17 protein-coding genes and 1 tRNA gene are annotated in these 17,604 nt (G+C 45.0%); 10 read left to right on the top strand and 8 right to left on the bottom strand.

The window, feature by feature from the left end; all coding sequences use genetic code 11:
- Positions 1 to 227: 227 nt before the first annotated feature.
- The gene (locus QW597_00365) at positions 228 to 1,448 is read left to right on the top strand and encodes a phosphopyruvate hydratase (GenBank protein MEM0155049.1); all 1,221 of its coding nucleotides are present in this window, start codon (positions 228 to 230) and stop codon (positions 1,446 to 1,448) included.
- Positions 1,441 to 2,196 carry a diphthine synthase gene (gene dph5, locus QW597_00360; GenBank protein MEM0155048.1) on the top strand — a complete coding sequence of 252 codons (756 nt, stop codon included), beginning with the start codon at positions 1,441 to 1,443 and terminating at the stop codon, positions 2,194 to 2,196. Before QW597_00365 ends, dph5 begins: the two co-directional genes overlap by 8 nt.
- 21 nt (positions 2,197 to 2,217) lie before the next feature.
- On the opposite strand, the gene QW597_00355 is transcribed toward dph5, so the two are convergent.
- Both QW597_00355 and hsp20 read right to left on the bottom strand, forming a co-directional pair.
- A complete protein-coding gene (locus QW597_00355; protein MEM0155047.1) occupies positions 2,218 to 2,814 on the bottom strand; it encodes a transcriptional regulator in 597 nt (198 codons plus the stop codon).
- Positions 2,815 to 2,822: 8 nt separating this feature from the next.
- Positions 2,823 to 3,377 (bottom strand): archaeal heat shock protein Hsp20, encoded by a 555-nt coding sequence (gene hsp20, locus QW597_00350; protein MEM0155046.1) that lies wholly within the window; start codon positions 3,375 to 3,377, stop codon positions 2,823 to 2,825.
- A gap of 125 nt (positions 3,378 to 3,502) precedes the next feature.
- On the opposite strand from hsp20, the gene QW597_00345 reads away from it, so the two are divergent.
- From QW597_00345 to QW597_00335, 3 genes are all read left to right on the top strand, one after another.
- Positions 3,503 to 4,015: a cytidine/deoxycytidylate deaminase family protein gene (locus QW597_00345; GenBank protein MEM0155045.1), complete on the top strand. Its 513-nt coding sequence runs from the start codon at positions 3,503 to 3,505 to the stop codon at positions 4,013 to 4,015.
- Positions 4,016 to 4,070: 55 nt separating this feature from the next.
- Positions 4,071 to 4,742: a DedA family protein gene (locus QW597_00340; protein ID MEM0155044.1), complete on the top strand. Its 672-nt coding sequence runs from the start codon at positions 4,071 to 4,073 to the stop codon at positions 4,740 to 4,742.
- Positions 4,743 to 4,817: 75 nt separating this feature from the next.
- Positions 4,818 to 6,293 carry an MFS transporter gene (locus QW597_00335; GenBank protein ID MEM0155043.1) on the top strand — a complete coding sequence of 492 codons (1,476 nt, stop codon included), beginning with the start codon at positions 4,818 to 4,820 and terminating at the stop codon, positions 6,291 to 6,293.
- A 260-nt stretch (positions 6,294 to 6,553) separates the two neighbouring features.
- Here QW597_00335 and QW597_00330 read toward each other — a convergent pair whose 3' ends face one another.
- From QW597_00330 to QW597_00315, 4 genes are read right to left on the bottom strand one after another with little or no spacing between them, the layout of a single operon-like run.
- Entirely contained in the window at positions 6,554 to 6,724 is a 171-nt protein-coding gene (locus QW597_00330; protein ID MEM0155042.1) for a hypothetical protein, read from the bottom strand.
- Positions 6,725 to 6,729: 5 nt separating this feature from the next.
- Positions 6,730 to 7,446, bottom strand: coding sequence for a hypothetical protein (locus QW597_00325; GenBank protein ID MEM0155041.1), 717 nt, complete (start codon positions 7,444 to 7,446; stop codon positions 6,730 to 6,732).
- A complete protein-coding gene (locus QW597_00320; protein MEM0155040.1) occupies positions 7,433 to 8,197 on the bottom strand; it encodes a succinate dehydrogenase/fumarate reductase iron-sulfur subunit in 765 nt (254 codons plus the stop codon). Before QW597_00320 ends, QW597_00325 begins: the two co-directional genes overlap by 14 nt.
- The gene (locus QW597_00315; GenBank protein MEM0155039.1) at positions 8,197 to 9,912 is read right to left on the bottom strand and encodes an FAD-binding protein; all 1,716 of its coding nucleotides are present in this window, start codon (positions 9,910 to 9,912) and stop codon (positions 8,197 to 8,199) included. Before QW597_00315 ends, QW597_00320 begins: the two co-directional genes overlap by 1 nt.
- A gap of 211 nt (positions 9,913 to 10,123) precedes the next feature.
- Here QW597_00315 and QW597_00310 point away from each other — a divergent pair, with 211 nt between their 5' ends.
- Positions 10,124 to 12,592, top strand: a complete 2,469-nt coding sequence (locus QW597_00310; GenBank protein ID MEM0155038.1) for a hypothetical protein — start codon at positions 10,124 to 10,126, stop codon at positions 12,590 to 12,592.
- Positions 12,593 to 12,611: 19 nt separating this feature from the next.
- Positions 12,612 to 13,703: a glycosyltransferase family 2 protein gene (locus QW597_00305; protein ID MEM0155037.1), complete on the top strand. Its 1,092-nt coding sequence runs from the start codon at positions 12,612 to 12,614 to the stop codon at positions 13,701 to 13,703.
- Here the strand turns inward: QW597_00305 and QW597_00300 are convergent.
- Together QW597_00300 and QW597_00295 are read right to left on the bottom strand one after the other, a co-directional pair.
- On the bottom strand, positions 13,654 to 14,064 hold the full coding sequence (locus QW597_00300) for a DUF1634 domain-containing protein (GenBank protein MEM0155036.1): 411 nt from the start codon (positions 14,062 to 14,064) through the stop codon (positions 13,654 to 13,656). The genes QW597_00305 and QW597_00300 overlap by 50 nt on opposite strands.
- A 266-nt stretch (positions 14,065 to 14,330) precedes the next feature.
- A tRNA-Val gene (locus tag QW597_00295) sits at positions 14,331 to 14,403 on the bottom strand.
- Between the two features lie 116 nt (positions 14,404 to 14,519).
- Here QW597_00295 and QW597_00290 point away from each other — a divergent pair.
- From QW597_00290 to QW597_00280, 3 genes are read left to right on the top strand one after another with little or no spacing between them, the layout of a single operon-like run.
- Complete coding sequence (locus QW597_00290; GenBank protein ID MEM0155035.1) at positions 14,520 to 15,230, top strand: Rieske 2Fe-2S domain-containing protein; 711 nt, start codon at positions 14,520 to 14,522, stop codon at positions 15,228 to 15,230.
- Between the two features lie 5 nt (positions 15,231 to 15,235).
- A complete protein-coding gene (locus tag QW597_00285; protein MEM0155034.1) occupies positions 15,236 to 16,939 on the top strand; it encodes a cytochrome bc complex cytochrome b subunit in 1,704 nt (567 codons plus the stop codon).
- Complete coding sequence (locus QW597_00280) at positions 16,932 to 17,579, top strand: enoyl-CoA hydratase-related protein (GenBank protein MEM0155033.1); 648 nt, start codon at positions 16,932 to 16,934, stop codon at positions 17,577 to 17,579. Before QW597_00285 ends, QW597_00280 begins: the two co-directional genes overlap by 8 nt.
- The last annotated feature ends 25 nt before the right edge of the window (positions 17,580 to 17,604 follow it).

Below are 17,604 nucleotides of genomic sequence, written 5' to 3'. Positions count from 1 at the left end.
AAATGTCAGAAATGGTCAAGTTCAGGATGAAATCGAAGGGTTATAAGAGTTTCCGTTTCATTTTGGTCGCTATTGTGACTGGTAATATGAGTAGCCGCAAATGCAGTGCAATCTTCTTAAAAGATAGGCCTAAAATTAAGGTCTACAAATGTGAATTTAAGCTTTAGCCTTGGATCAGTATTTCATTCTGAATTAACTATTTATCAGTTCGTCTCATTACATACATCATGAATGATTTCACAATAAGAGACGTAAGGGCAAGGAAAATTCTTGACTCTAGGGGGAATTTTACCATCGAAGCCGAAGTACATCTGGACGGTGTTAAGGGAATAGCATCTGCCGCGTCAGGAGCAAGCACAGGAGCAACTGAGGTCGTGGCATTCTCGGCAAATGGTATAGATTCTTCCATCAATTACTTCAGGGATCATGCAAGAAAGGCGCTTATTGGCTTAAATGCACTTGACCAGGTGGGAGTTGACAGGATACTTCAGGAAATAGATGGAACTGATAATTTTTCGCGACTCGGCGGAAACATGTCCACAGCGATCTCAATGGCTGTGGCTAAGGCGTCCTCCATAAAACTTGGCATACCACTCTATTCATACGTTGGGGGGGCAATGGCACGATCAATCCCAAGGCCCATGGGAAACGTCATCGGCGGTGGAAAACACTCGAAAAACGGAACAACAATACAGGAATTTCTTGTTTCCTCTCAAGGATCTACGTTCCTGGAATCTATATATTACAATGCACTGGTTCACAGGAGAATCGGCCAGAAACTATCTGAAAAGCTCAAGGGTCAGAGTGTTGGTGTCGGCGACGAGAGAGCCTGGACGGCAAACATATCCGACGAGGAAGCCATAGAGATTGTGAAGGATTCTGCGAAGGAGATTTCAGGTGAGCACAAGGTCAAAATATTGCTTGGTGTTGATTTTGCCGCTACGTCTTATTTTGAGGATGGCAAGTACGTCTACAAAAATAGGAAACTCACCACAGACCAGCAGGTGGATTATGCGACGTCATTTGTCAAGGAACATGGATTTTATTTCATTGAAGACCCGATTGAGGAAACCGATTTCGAGGGATTTGCAGCCGTGACCTCCAAGATCGGGGACCGTGCTCTCGTTGTCGGTGACGACATATACACGACGGACGAGAAGAGAATAAAGAAGGGAATTGAAATGAAATCCACAAACGCCGTTCTGATAAAGGTAAATCAGATAGGCACGTTGACTGACACGTACCGGGCAGTTGAAGCATCCAAGAAAGCTGGGATGAAAACCGTTATCTCACACAGAAGTGGTGAAACAACAGACAATTACATTGCCCACCTTGCTGTCGCATTTGGGTCAGTGTTCATAAAAACTGGAACTATCGGTGGTGAAAGGCTTGCAAAACTAAATGAACTGGCATACATAGAGGAAAACCTGGGCACTGCTAATGCTTAATATTATTGGAATAGGCCTTCGTGGCCTTAAGAGTATCACGCTGGAGGAGGCCGATGTAATCAGATCTGGTGACATTATCTACATCGATGAGTACACTTCCGTGCCACCAGCTGGTACCATTGGCGAGATCTCCGGCTTTTTCCAGAGAAAGATCATCTCTGTTGGTAGAGAGTTCATCGAAGGAAAATCACCGATTGTTGAATCTTGCGAATCAAAAAATGTCGTACTGCTTGTGGTTGGAGATGGAATGTCAGCCACCACACACGGTGTTCTTGCAGCCAGTTGCAGATCACGCGGCATTGATGTGAAGGTGTATGAGAACGCGTCCATTGTCAATGCAATCCCGGGACGGCTTGGGCTGTATGGTTATAGGATGGGTCCACCTGTTTCGCTCCCATTCTTAACGGATGGCTTCTTTCCACAAAGTGTGTTCTCCAAAATATACAGAAATCATGAAAACGGAATGCATACAATCGTTCTTCTGGATCTGAAAGACGGGAAAACCATTGAACCTTATCAGGCATTTATCTGGCTAAAGGAGCTTGAGAATAGGTCTGCCCTTAAGCATTTTCTTTCAGGGGAGACCATTTGCGTGGTCTCAGCGCTTTATCATGATACTGAAAAAATAGTTTGCGGAAATATCGATGACCTGATGCGCCTGGAGTTTGACTCACCATCATCCATAGTAATCCTAAGCAAACCAGATGCGTTTGAAATAGAAAATTTACGCTCATTTTCAGGAAATTAAAAAGAGAGCTGGAGGGGGATATCACTGATTCATGAATTTTCCTACAACGTGACTCACTAAATCTATTGGAATACTCAGTTTCTCTGCAACCGCTTCCTGGTCCATCTGTTCAAGGTATGAAAGAAGTATGTTTCTTTCGAGAGACGAATCAGAGTTGTCCGAAACGCTACGGTGCAGTGCATCAAGAATCTCGTCCTTCCTATTAAGCAGGTTTGTTCTCATTGACATAAGTTCGTCAATCTCACCGTTTATCTTCTCTAGATCCTGAAGGAGTTCTCTATTGCCTTCACTCTTCAGGACATAGTCGTCGTTTGAATACTGAAGTTCCATTCTCTTGATTTCGAAGAAGTTTCTTGAATAGTCTATTGTTATGGTAGAAAAGCCAGATGGTCTGTAAAGTTTCCTAGAGGCCCCGGCATTGCTGGGAACAAGTCCAGCAAGGCTAATCAGTTTTGCCTTCTCAAGCATTTCAAGCTGCTTGTTTATTGCCTGCTGAGAAACCCCAAGCCATTTGCTCATCTCGAGTGCGTAGGAATTATCTACGGTAAGTATCTTCAAAATTTCCCTCCTCGTATTATTGAGGAGGGCATTCATAATTTCGTCCAGGTCTTCCGTCATGAGTATATTCACTCTATCTTGACGCTCTTGCCTGCGCTGGATTCAGGTGATTCTTTGTTGACAACTATGTCCAGAATCCCGTTCCTGAACTTAGCGCTGGCGCTGTCGGTCTTTATTTTGTCCTGAAGATCGATGGATTTGTGGTATTTGCGGTCTTCCTCTTTTGCATTGATGGTAATGTTTCTCTCGGATATCTTCAGCTCAATATTCTCCTTGGATACTCCTGGCAGTTCCACTGTAACATATACTTTTTCTTTGTCATCGTTAAAATCGGTTATGGGTTCCCGAACGTCTCCTTCAAGTTCCCTTCCTGCAAATCTTCCGGGGCCAGGAACATTGCCAAATTCCTGGAATTGAGGCTTTCCATCGGGTCCAACGCGATACGTGAATCCATAAACAAATGGTCCTCTCTCGTCGAAATCCTGTACGTCTTCTTTCATCAACCGCTGGAATATCCTTTGCATCCGATCATTCATTCTCTTGAAGTCAAAGCCAAAGTCGTTGAAGAAATCGCCGAAAAAGTCGTCATCCCAGTCATCTCTCTTTTCTCTTTTTCCAACCATTTTAATCACCTAGTTAACAACCTTTAGTTGTCAACTATGTATAACCTACGCATATATAAATATTGGGGGTCTCTCCCGCAATAGTATCTAACAAAGGTTATTAAGGCTGGTTTCATGAATGAAACGTGCCAAAATTTGAAAAACCCACCTGGGATCAGTACTTTATGAGAATGGCGTATCTAGCTGCTTCCAGATCATCATGCACCCGCAGAAAAGTGGGGGCGGTAATAGTCAACGATAAAAACGTGCTCGCAACTGGATATAATGGTCCTCCAAGCAACACGGCCAATTGTGATGCTGTTGGCTGCATTAGGGATGATCTCGACATTCCTTCGGGGGAGAGGCACGAATTGTGCAGGGGGTTGCACGCAGAACAAAATGCCATAATTCAGGCCGCAGTTCACGGCGTGAGCATTGCTAATTCTAAGATCTATGTCACGACTCATCCGTGCGTGGTGTGCTCTAAAATGCTGATGAACGCAAAAATCGAGGAGATCATTTACGCGGATGGCTATCCCGACGAGCTTTCTGAGTTGATGCTGCTCGAGAGCGATATCAAGAAGCGCAGGTTTTCGCTACCTCCGAATGAAGTAATTGCCATGATCGGTGACTATTCTCTCAAGGCTGGGGAGGACTGAAGCCTTTCCATATTTTATCTACAATTATTTTATAATAGGATAAGTATAAGGTTTTGTGTCTGTATTACTATCAATAGTAGATAGTGTAGTTTTATTCGTGCAAAACCTGATCAGCACTATTGGTTACCCTGGAATATTCGGCCTTATGGTGCTTGAAGGGCTTCTCATTCCAGTACCTTCCGAAGTGGTCTTGGCATTTGGGGGTTACCTAGCTCTGACAGGTGCTCTTCCGCCATATTTTGGTATTTCTGCTTATATAATAGTATTGATTGCGGGATCGCTGGGAAATTTAGTGGGTGCCCTTTTAGCTTATGTCCTTGGAGACAAGGGGGGAATCCCGCTTATAATGAGGTACGGTAAATATTTCGGGCTGGACGAGGGCTCAATTCAGCGGACACACAGGTGGTTTGTTAAGTATGGAGACTCATCGGTATTCTTCACCAGGCTCGTTCCCGTGTTCAGGTCATTCATCTCCATACCGGCCGGTGTTGCTAAGATGCGGCTCAGAGACTTCACCATACTCACACTTGTTGGGAGCATTTTATGGGATATCCTGCTTGTGTATCTAGGATATTCCCTTGGCCCTCACTGGCAGGATATACTCAGTTATTTCGACCAGTATACCTACGTTGCAGCCGCAGCATTTGTGGCAGTATTGATATGGATCATCTACAGGGGTCACTTGCGAAAGAAAGGGAAAATGGAAGGTGCTGTGGCTAAGCACTGAGATTCGTCCTGAAAAATATGCAAAGCAGGATGTTGTACTTGGAATAAACAGGCAATGAGGGAGACATGATCTAGATTGGTCAGGTTCACAAGGCATGCGGGGCTAACCATAGGCATAATGGCCTTCATGGGCATTCTTATAAATTATGTAGAGACAATGATAATGCCAGCAACCCCCGTGCTTGAAAAATTCTTCAGCACAAATTACGATTCACTATCATGGATTATAACGGCCTATGTAATTTCAGGCACGATTTCAGCCGCCCTGTTCGGCAGATTGGCTGACATGTACGGCAAGAAAAATATATTTCTCATACTTGCTCTGATTTATGCGGTCGCGGTTTCTTTTGGGGGATTTGCCACAACCCTTGATCAGTTGATATTTATTCGATCTATTCAGGGGCTGGGTATGGGTATGTTTCCGGTTGCGTTTGCTCTCCTCAACGATCAGGTGCCAAAGCACGATCTGGCACTTGCTCAAGGGATTTTGAGTTCCACCTTCACCGGCGGCGCTGCTATTGGACTTGTTTTTGGGGCGTGGATAACCCAGAATTACTCGTGGGAATGGTCGTACCATTCTGCTATACCTTTTGCCTTTGGCCTCTTTTTCCTGGCTCTTATAGTCCTCAAGGACAGTTCAACACGCTCCAAGCAGAGGATAGATTTTGCAGGAGTTGGGTTACTTGCTGTGGGAGTGGTTACTCTTATTCTTGGAATATCTGAGGGAGAATACTGGGGCTGGTCTTCGATACGTATTACTGCTTCTTTTGCGGTCTCAGTACTGTCGCTTATAGCGTTCGTCCTAGTGGAGAGAAGGGCGGAATCCCCATTCATAAGCATGAAGCTGCTAAGGATCAGAAATGTATTACTCTCAAATTTCACAGGACTCTTTGCAATGGCTGGTATGTTTTTCCTATTTTACAGCGTACCCACGCTGCTTCAAGATCCATCGCCTTCTGGATTTGGCCTTAGTATATTCAGCGCGGGGCTTGTAATGCTCCCTGCTGCGCTTGTTTCGATGCTTTTTGCACCACTTTCAGCCCTGGTCACAAAGGCTCGGGGCCCGAAGATTTCAATACTCATTGGTACCATCGTGCTCTTCGCTGCATATGTGGGCCTATACCTGTACAGGTCCACGGTGCTGAACATAACGGAAGAGGCAGTGATTATGGGCATAGGACTTTCTTTTATATTTGTAGGGGTGATCAATATCCTTTTGGTCTCCACACCTAGCAAGGAATCTGGGGCTTCAACCGGCATGAATGTTGTATTCAGGAACATAGGTTCGTCCATAGCTCCGGCCATAAGTGGCGTTCTTGAGACAATGTATGTGATGCCAGTTACGATTCAAACAGTGCAGGGTTCCTATGTCAGGATGTTCCCATCTTCGCAGGCGTTCAGTTATGTTTACCTGATAGGAATGGTGTTCCTGCTCGTTTCTGTATTCTTCACCCTGTTGATGAAAAATGTGATCCTCAAAGATGGCGGTAAAGGGGAAACAGATAATGAAACTGGGGAGACTGTTCAGCGCCAGCCTAATTTAGATGGCTAGGGCTCATTTTACAAGATATTTATCTTTCCATCGATAATGATTTTTGCACAAAAAGAAAAGGGATGATCTCTGCTCTCAGAGAGCCTGATACAATTTCTTTTCCGTAGAGTCTGACAGAATCTTGGAACACTGGCTCTTACTACCGCCGTGTAAAATTTCTCATTATGATTGAAGTAACCTGTCATATCCGCATTTATAATCATAGAAAGGTCAAGATAAAGAATAAAAAAATATGGTTGAAATACTAAACGCCATTTGAACTAAGTAGCCACGATAGAAAAAACGAAAACAAGGAACCCAGCCGCTATCATGACTTCCACGCCACTGAACGCTAGATTTGCGAACTTCAGCAGGAGACCTGATAGTTCCATTATCAGGAGGCCGAGAAAGAAAAGCGGGTATCTGAATCTTGAAGGCAGTATTTTTATCATTCTAATCACAACCCCAGATGAAACAGCGTGATATTCAACGGCAGATTGATAAGCAAGCCCCTGAGATAGAGATCTGTGAATATGAACATGATCAGGCTCGTCCAGGCAAGTGCTTCATGGTGAGCATTGAATCTGGATTGAACGGTGAAAAATGATCTCTTCTTGTTCAGGTTATTAGACGGGCAACTGAAGCAGTCCTTGTAACCGCCTGTAAGGTGCCTGACGGAGTGGCACGAGAACGTGTAGAGCGTTACGGCTATTGCATTGATCAGTAAGATTATGGAGGCCAGGGTCACTGAGTCTGAATATGCGATTGCCGTGTACACGTCATAGAAGAAGAATGGCAGGATCGCCCATGCCGTGTACATGAAGTATCTGTGGAAATTCTCAACCCTGAAAAACCTGGTCTCCCCAGTGTAGGTTCTCGCCTTGCTGTCTAGTCTTTCTCCAGTAAGGCAACTGTTAGGGTGATTAAAAAGGTGCCTGTGGTAATCTTTCCTGTATGCGTAGCATGTCAACCTGAACAACACTACTAGAGGAAGTACAAGGACTGTCGGGGAATAGAATGGATCTGTGAGGCCATTGTGAACAGGAACCTGATAGAGTACCATAAGATAAGTCCCTATTACCGATACGAGTACGAATGACCAGAATCTCCAGTTTGGTTCAAGGAATTCTGAAGGTATTATGCTATTTATTGCTTTAGATTTAGTGTTTTCCATTGTTTTTCGCCTCCTTCCTCTTCCTTCTTGATCTTAAAATAATTGAAATAGGGTCATAGTATGCGTTGACAGCGCGCTCTTTCTCCGGTATTATCGCATTGTCTGTTATGTGGATGCCCTCTGGACAAACGTTCTGGCAGCATTTTGTGATATTGCAGTACCCAAGGCCCGCACTCAAGTTCAGGAATTCTGACCTATCAAGAGTATCCATGGGGTGCATATCGGCAGAGGCAGCCTTCACCACATGCCTTGGTCCAAAATACCCAGAGGAACCATGTTCCCTCACCACGTGGCAAACATCCTGGCACAGAAAACATTCAATGCATTTCTTGAATTCCTTTGATCTCTCAATGTCAATCTGAGCCACCGTCCATGCTTTTTCGTCATTTTCTCTTGGAGTGAATATCGGTATTTTCTTGAGGCTTACCCAGTTGCCGGATACATCCGTCACTAGATCCTTAATGAGAGGGAATGCCGCCATGGGGGCTACAGTGATATGTTTTCCCGCCTCATCGACTCTCGTCTTGCACATTAGCGATGGTTTGCGGTTTATCTCGGCTGAACATGATCCGCACTTTCCGGCTTTGCAGTTCCACCGGAGTGAAAGAGTTGGGTCTATATGCGTTTCGACATACTTTACGGCATCAAGCACAACCATCCCATCTTCGGTCGGGACTTCATAATCAACAAATTTCCCCTCAGCCTCAAGGGCCGGGTCCTGCCTAAATATACTAAGCGTTATTTTATCCATCAGTATTCCTCCGGGTCTACAAGTTTCTTAATTTCATCCGGCATTTCTGGAACAGGCCGTAATTCTAATTTCATATCATTTCCTATCTTTGTGTAGATTATGTTTTTCCTGAAATTTGGATCCTTTTTCGGGTAATCGCTTCTCGCGTGCGCCCCCCTACTTTCCTTCCGCATGAGAGCTCCTCGGATGACCGCCTCTGCGGCTATGATCATATTGGGAAGCTCAAGGCAGGCCAGGAGCCCTTTGTTGTACTTCAGGTTCCCGCCAACGCTGACTGACGGTACCTGCAATTTCAAATCCTGCAGGTTCTTCAGGGCTTTTTCCAGATTCTCCTCATTTCGGATGATTCCGACATTGTCACTCATATTTGCTGAAAGGGATTCTATGATGTCGTATGGGTTCTTCCCGCCCTCCCTCAGGAAAGATTTTACGCGCGCTATTTCCGTATCTACGTCTGGAGGATTGACCGTTTCGAGCTTCTTGTCCCTAGCGTATCCTCCTGCTCCCAATCCACTGCGTCTTCCGAATACCAGGATATCTGCTAGGGAATTCCCTCCAAGCCTGTTAGCTCCGTGCAAACCGCTGGCGACTTCTCCAGCAGCAAAAAGCCCCTCAACGTTTGTTTTGGTCGTTTCTGGGTCGACCTTGATACCACCCATCTGATAATGCACTGTCGGGGCAACTTCCATCTTTTCTTTCGTTATGTCAACCCCCGCGAAATCCTTGAACTGTGCGTACATGCTGGGTAGTTTTGTCTTTATGTAATCTGCGCCCTTATGTGTGATGTCCAGGTACACTCCTCCATGCGGTGTACCCCTGCCAGCCATTATCTCCGCGTAGTTCGCCCTAGCAACTATATCCCTTGCATCAAGTTCTTTCTTCTTGGGGGAGTATCTCAGCATATATCTCTCACCTTGAGAATTAAGAAGAATGCCACCATCACCCCTTACCCCCTCCGTGACAAGGAGTCCCTTGACTCCAGGAGGGTATACCATTCCCGTGGGGTGAAATTGTATCATCTCCATGTCCATCAGCTCAGCACCAGCGTTGAAAGCCAGTCCAAGGCCGTCGCCAGTCGATTCCCAGGAGTTTGACGTCACCTTGTATATCTTTCCGCAACCACCGGTCGCAATTATCACGGCCTTTGCACGAAACACATAGAATTCTCCAGAATTAAGCTTCAGGCCAATGGCGCCGATTACCTTTTCATCCTTTTTAAGAATTTTTGTTATGTAAAGCTCATCGAAGAAAACAATGTCCCTGTGCAGTACCTGGTCTTCAAGCGTCTTGATGATCTCGAGCCCAGTGCGATCTCCTACGTGACAAAGTCTCCTATAGGTGTGTGCGCCGAAGGCTCTCTGTGAAATCTTCCCTTCAGGGGTCCTGTCAAACAATGCACCGTACTTTTCCAGTTCTATAACTCTCTCCGGTGCCTCTTTTGCAAGCAGTTCTGCCATCTTCCAGTTGGAGATGTAAACTCCTTCCACAAATGTATCATTGAAATGCACCTCCCAGCTATCCTTGCTATCGAGATTCCCAAGGGAGGCCGCTATCCCACCCTCTGCCATCACTGTATGCGCCTTTCCAAGGAGCGATTTCGTAACAACCGTTACCTTGTTGCCGGAGTCATTGGCGGCAATTGCAGCTCTCAGGCCTGCACCACCCGCCCCAATTATAAGTACATCTGTTTCATAGTCAACGTGTTTGTCTGTCATTTCAACACTTCAGTGGCGTCTTGCCAGTACTGCCATTGATCCATAAAATATAAAAGTTCTTTACAAGTAGTTCATTTTTGAAGATACGAAGATTTACATAATTCATGTTGCAACATGAGTATTATTCGCATAGAACGGGAAAATATGCACAAAAAGTTATTAAACCGAATTCCACTTTGCGGATTGAAAATATTTATGTAGGTTGCCCTAAATGCCGGAGATAACTGAACGAAAAGAAGAAGAGGTACTGGACCAGGAGACGGTGGAGCATCACCAGATGGAGAAATGGCGGATTCATTTTCTGGTCTATGCAATAATTTACCTGAACTTTTCTTTCGTGATGTGGTACTATGTGGGATACCTGAATATTGCAGCACTAGTGGCAATATGGGCAATGATCGTTATTTCTGCTTTCTTCATTCTGTATGCAGTTGCATTCAAGACAAGGGATTTTCCATCCAGGATACTTCCGCTAATTGCATTCTCGTTTGCCCTGGTCGCAGTAATTGCGGCTTATGTTCAGTTCTTTCCCGGCGCGACAACAGATGAGATGATTATTGACAGTTATGCGGCGAATCTCACACTTCACGGAATAGATCCTTACGTAAACGCAAACATGGCAAACGTCTTCGTTGGAATTAACATAAATGGCTTCCTTTCCACGCCTTTACTGTCCGGCGGACTCGTCACTTTTTTTGAATATCCTGGCCTTGCGGCACTCATCTACATACCAGCAATTATTCTCGGTGTCCCGGCGTTTTCAGTTACGGTGTTTTTTGATATAGCTTCTTTATTCCTCGTATTCTTATATTATAAGAAGAAAAAATTCGCGCCCAGCACGCTAGTGCTCGCGCTGGTAATGGGCCTTGTAGCAGAGTACGGAATATTCTCATCTGCCGGTGTAACAGATATAATCTGGGTATTTTTCCTAGGGCTCTCATACGCATTCAGAAAAAAGCCGTGGATTTCTGGCCTCTTTTATGGATTGTCAGTGGCATTCAAACAAATACCTGCCATAATATTTCCATTCTTTCTCTACTTTATTTACAAGGAGAACGTTTCCAGGGAAAGAAGTGTGTTCTCTTTCACCGGATTCACAGCTATTTCCTTTTTTTCTGTTAATGCCCTGTATATAGCGCAGAATCCCATGGACTGGCTTTCAAATGTTGTTTCAATAATCTCCCAGAAGATTATAGGGATAGGTATTGGGCCTTCAATACTTTCATTCACAGGCGTTATCCCTCTCCCTCCAGAATTTTTTTCAGTATGCCTGATTGCCCTCACGATTACGCTGTTTTTTATATATATTATCCATTATGACCGTTTCAAGTACGGTTTTTTTGCTTTCCCTGTGATCATACTTCTCCTGGATTACAGGTCTCTGATAAATTACCTCATATACTGGCCTCTCCTGGTACTCCTGATCCTGCCTGATTTCCTCACAAAAGAGCCCTCAAATAATGCTTCGCCCAAAGCAGTACCAAGATCAAAATTATATTTCCTTTTAGCTTTTGAGAAGTCAGCAATAAGGAACAAGAAAGCTACGGCGGTGGTCGTTGTTATACTTATATTTCTCGCCACTGTGATTTCGGCTGGATTTTATTACTCTCAGACAGTAACTAGCCCAGTGACAATTAAAGTAAACAGCGTTGGTAATCCAGATTTGATAGCGGGTAACATCACCTACATGCAGCTCAATGTGTCCTATTTGCCCTCTATGGGGGATCCGCCCAGCCTTGGGCTTAATTACAGGATCTTTCCAAATTCCATAGCCGATGGAAATGGCGGATCAAACGGCATGCTATGGTATGGAGATACATATCACGTACATGCCGGAAATAACATAATCGACATCTATCCTTTGGATGCCAGCTATCTTCTTCCCGCAAAGACAACATTCTTTACGGTGACTGCATACAGTAACATCACCACAATGGCCCCTGCAACATTTCTCTATAATAAGACGCTTCCTTCAGTTTTTACCCCGATAAATAATCCGAGCCTCATGTATCCCATGGATGTAACAACCGGGTACGCATACCCTGGCTGGAAATGGCTTTCTTCGGCCGGCGGATCGTTACCTGTATCAATTCCCAACGGCGTAATAATGACTGCCAACGACTCAGGCATGAAGTCACCAGTGAAGGAGAGCATCACTTCCTATATTGACTACAGCTACCTTGTCAAATTCAACTATTCCCTCAATTATTCAGCCTCCGTTATCGCCGGTGGTCTGACATACAATGAAACTGCGCCATGGACATCATCATATGGTCCTGTGCTTTCAATAAATGAATTCCTCTTTTACATTGAATACAACGGCAACAGTAATCTAAATAACCTTGTAAGCCCTTTGAGCGATGGGAGTTACGTTTACTTTACAGACCAAAAATCCCTGAACTTCAATGCGTTTAACAGATCAATTCATTCACAATATCCGAATATTCCACTGGATCAACCCTTATCATCTCTTAGCTACGAACTGAACTCGCAGTATCAGGGCTTCTCGTCTGTGAGGATCTCCAACCTTTCTCTTATAAATGGCTCAGCAAAACCCTCTCTGCCAGGCACAATTCAATTCGCTTTCGCCCATTTACAGTACAAAAGCGATAATTTTAATGCTTTCATGGGTTCCCTCCTCTTGACAGTGACGCCGCAGGAAGGCAGAACAGTAGATTGAAATTGATTAATGGAGAGGGATAACCCTGGTCGAAATTTCCGTTGAAATACCCACGTATAATGAGGCAGAAAACATTGCAGATCTCATCCAGAAACTTGAAGCACTGAAACTCGACCTGGAGATAATTATAATAGATGATGGGAGCCCTGATGGAACTGCAAAGATCGCTGAAAGCATAGGGGATAAATACGGGAATGTGAAGGTCCTTGAACGCGGATCCAAGCTTGGTCTCGCAACCGCCATACGGGATGGAATGAAGTTGGCAACCGGTAAGTATATAGCGGTTATGGATGCTGATCTCCAGCATCCGCCAGAGGCCCTTGTGAACATGTACTCGGCAATCCAGAAAGGGAATGACATGGTCATAGCTTCTAGATATATGGCCGGAGGAAGTGCGCAGGAGTTCTCTTTCTTCAGGAAATTAGTATCTAAGGGCGCGACATTCATCGCTCACCTGATGATCCAGGAGACGAAAACCCTCACTGATCCCATGTCCGGTTTCTTCATCTTCAGGAAGGAAATTATTGATCAGGAAAGAATAAACTCGAGCGGATACAAGATCCTTCTTGAGATACTGGTAAAGGGATCCGGAACAAAACTTGTCGAGATTCCATACACCTTCAATCCGAGAATGAAGGGGAAGAGCAAACTCGGTATAACAGAGAATCTCAACTATCTCAAGCTTGTATTCAGTTTATCAGGCTACAGGCCATTGAAATTTGTCTCTGTAGGTCTGTCCGGGATACTGGTCAATGAAGGCATACTCTATCTCCTTATTTACTCCGGGTTGTTTCACGGAGCAATTACTCACCCCATATTTGCTGCCATACCTGCTATTGAATTCTCCATTCTTTCTAATTTCGTCATTAATAATTTCTGGACTTTTGGCAACCGCAGGAGTGGACACGTGTTATCCAAGGTTGCCAGGTATAATGGATTTGCTGGCATAGGAGGTATGATCAATTATGTTGCATTCGTCCTTCTTGCATACGGTATACCTTTCAACTACCTCGCTCTGAACCTGTTGGCAATAATCTTTGGTGTGTTCGCAAATTACGTATTCAGCGAGATGTTTGTCTGGCCCAAGCAAAGTGAAGAAGAACCCAAGTGAAAGTGTCATATAGAACGCCTGCCTCAAAGGAACCTGCAAAAAGGAAGCCCCCTCTAATTGTTAGGATAACTGTAACGGTCATGATGACGTAACTTCTCTCTCGTTTAGGGGAAAACGTGAATATTGTGAAGAAAGCCCTGGAAATTGGAATTGCGATCTCTGTGAATATTCCAAGGACCATCAGAAGATCTTCAGCTTGATCCAACCCACCGCCAATCCGAAAAGCACCGAGAAGGTTTGCAGAGCTGTCAGTGCTCGCGAGCAGACTTCTGAGGGTGGCAAGCAGGTCAGATCCAGAACTGAGCTTCGTAATGGTACCGCCCGTCATCGGGAATGACGAGATCAGAAGTCCATAATGCAGGATTTCTGAGTATCAAGCCCGTTGAGGCTAGAAAATGCTTATCTGTAAAGTAATTTGTTTCCCTGGAATGAGCAAATTTTTGGCGTAATTTTCTGGAATGAAAAAGTCGCACAAGGGTTTACCAGAGCCGACTAAACACTCAAGTGCTAATCGCATGGTGAAATGCGGGGTAGGCCAATGAGGTTATAATTTAATACGAGACATGGTCAAGCAGAATTCCATGTGTTCATGAAGTCCTTCTAGTTTTCCAATTTAAAAAGTCTACATGGGCTCGACCGGATTCGAACCGGTGACCACCGCCTTGTAAGGGCGGTATCATAACCACTAGACTACGAGCCCAGACTTGGAGCATATATCGCAATGTTGTTATAATATTTGTTCTCAATCACGCAGTATCAATTGATTCTAGTGCCAATCTGGGGAAAAATATTAAATGCTAGACGTTATTTCCAAATATGGACGATGAATCCATTGATTCTGGGAAGCGTAATTTTTTGAAGGCAATGGTTGTTATATCGGCCGGAGCTGCCGTAGCCGGCGTCGTAAAGGGCGTTGTACAGAATATACTTCCTCCGGCTGTCGGCCTAACGGCGTTTCCCGAACTTACCTTATATTTCAACGGCAGGCCGCTCGCTTATAGCGACATTCCTCCGCAGGAAACAGGAAACAACATTGTATTGTTCGATTATCCGCTGAGCAGCGAGCCTAATTTCCTGATCAACGTAAGCGATGACAATAAAAATCCAATATCGGTCGATCCGGTGTCAGTTTTTATTCCTGCAACCGGAGGAACATATAATTCCCCTGCTGGAGTCGGACCTTACAACTCTGTTGTCGCGTTCAGCGCAATATGCCAGCATCTTGGTTGTGTCCCGCCAATTATACATTATTATCCCGCTGGAAGCCCAGCTTTTCCAAAATATATACACTGTAATTGCCACGGAAGCACTTACGATCCCAGCAAGGGCGCTAAGGTTGTCACTGGACCTACTACACACCCTCTTCCAGCTACCGTTTTGAAATACGATCCTCTTTCCGGAAACTTTAGCGTGGTTGGTTTAACGGGCCCAACTATTTACGGGAAGACAAGCGATCTAACCGGCGGAACTCCATTTCCAGCTGGACAGACATATACTGATGTCACTGTTGAATCTATAAACGGATGATTGCAATGGATCTGAACAAAATTAAGTTGAAATTCATGAAAGGAAAACCTAACGTCCCGAGCGTAGTTGAGACACTGAAGATCGATGAACTACCATTGAAAACAGTTCCGGACTACATGAGGCGAAAGAGAGGCATCTGGTACTGGACAGGAGCCCTGATAACTATGGCTTTCGTGTACCAGATAATCAGTGGTCTCTTGCTCCTCATTTATTATGATCCTGCGAATCCGTATTATTCTACAGTCAACGTTCTTATAGACACAGTCCCATTTGGTGCCCTGTTCCTTGCCTCGCACCTTTATGGAGCATACGCAATGATAGTCCTGATTTATGTTCACATGTTCAGGAATTACTTCATGGGTGCATATAAAACTCCTAGAAGGCTCCAATGGATCCTTGGCGTTTTGCTGCTTGCAGTGACCATAGGTGTTGGTTTCTTCGGGTATTCGATGACGGGGGACGTCCTGTCGTCAGATGCCACGGATGTTGGAAGGGGCATAGCTCTCTCTTCTCCGATTATAGGTTCAGCACTCGAATCACTGGTATTCGGCAACGGGACCTCGCTCTCGCTGTTCACACACATGCTTGCGCTACACATAATTCTCACGCTAATCATAGGGCTCCTCTTTGGGCTGCATTTCTTCTTGGCTGAAGCAAATGGCATGATGCCGTCAAACAGAAAGTCGAAGTACAAAGCCCCCGCAGTTGACAAGGAGGATCCATCATACAGGCCCTGGTATCCTTACAACATGGCTTTCATGACTCAGTTGGCTTTATACACGTTTGGAGCTCTGATAATAATCCCATCAGTCTTGATGCTAATAAACGGTGCTGCCGTACCGGCAAGTGCTGTGAACCCCCCGATCCCACCGCTGTTCTCACCATTTCCATCTTATGCTCCAACCAGTCCACTTGCGGGATATGTTCCGGCTTATCCACCATGGTTCTTACTATTCATATACAAGGCTGTTGACTTCCAGTTATTCTCCGGTCCAATGTCTCCGTTGATACTTTCCACCGTATTTGGAGTTGTTCCGCTTCTGTATTTCCTCCTCATACCATTCATGGATGGAAGCAAGGACCTTCATCCGCTTGCTAGGCCATTGGTTACTGCATTCGGGATTCTTGCTGTGATATACATGATCATATTCTCCGCGTGGGGAGCTCTGTCTCCAGGGGTACCAATTCCACCGAATGAGATACTCGCGGTTCTGGTCCCTCCGTGGATAGTGGTGGTGGGGGGTATGTTTTTCCTTAACAGGATGTACAAACAGAACAAATTCAGGTTGACCTCGCATAAGACCATAGCCTCATTCTTCATTTTCCTGTTCCTCCTCATTGTCATGGTCATAGAACTGGCTCAGAATTTCTCAGCCTTTGTGGGCCATTCTTCCGCATTGAATTTAGTATCTACAGTTCTGGCTGGCGGCGCGGCATCGTTCCTTGCTCTGGGTACCATGAAATCGGCCCAGGTTGCTGAGAGGATACAGCCAAGGAAAGTTCAGAAACAGCACGTCATAAGCGTTAATACCGCTGTGATCATATCTGCACTACTAGGCATTTTTGCCTTGGCGGTGATTGTTATGATGTGGTCTCTTAATCCGGTTGGAGTTATATCCGAAGGCGAATTTGGACTTGGACTTGGGGGGATTCTGGTAATAGGTGGTATTGTAATGAGGCTCTACAGGGCGGCCTTCTACCATGAGTGATATCAGGGTGGATGGGTACGTATCCCTGAGCTTCTGGAGAGAAGAAGAGATCGGCATCATAGTGCTTAGGACAGACGAGAATGCTGAACTCAGCCTCAACCACCTGAGCGAGCTTATCACAGCTCTGGGCACTGCCGCGATGGATGACAAGGTTAGGGCAGTGGCTATCACCGGAATGAACATGAGGTTTGCAGGAGATCTCAAAATTGACAGCAGGGCAGATGCGAAAACGCTGGAACAGTACAGCCAAACTCTGCTATCACTGGTCTATTCAATCGAAAAGCCAATCTTTACAATCCTGAATGGCGATGCCATTGGTGCAGGTTACGAAATTGCCCTTCTTGGGGATGTAATTCTCGCTTCCGGCGACGTTTCATTGGGGTTGGGCGGTTCTTACACATTCAAACTTGGCGGATCCGTAACATCAATCAGATTCAATAACTTCGACATAAGAAAAGCTTCAGTGGGTGTCAATGCTGATGTCATCTTTAATAAGGACAGACTTCTGGATGATGCAAAGCAATACATCAAGGATCATATCCTTTTTGACTATCCCCTCATCAGGAAGAGAAGAATGATCTCCTTGAGGGAATCTCTTCTGGAAGAAAGGGAACGGCTTAACCAAAGAATGATATTTTAGATAGATGGAAATATTATCAATAGGA

The organism is Thermoplasmataceae archaeon, assembly GCA_038729425.1.
Taxonomy (GTDB): Archaea; Thermoplasmatota; Thermoplasmata; order Thermoplasmatales; family Thermoplasmataceae; genus B-DKE.
This window is presented reverse-complemented; position numbering and strand designations above follow the sequence as displayed.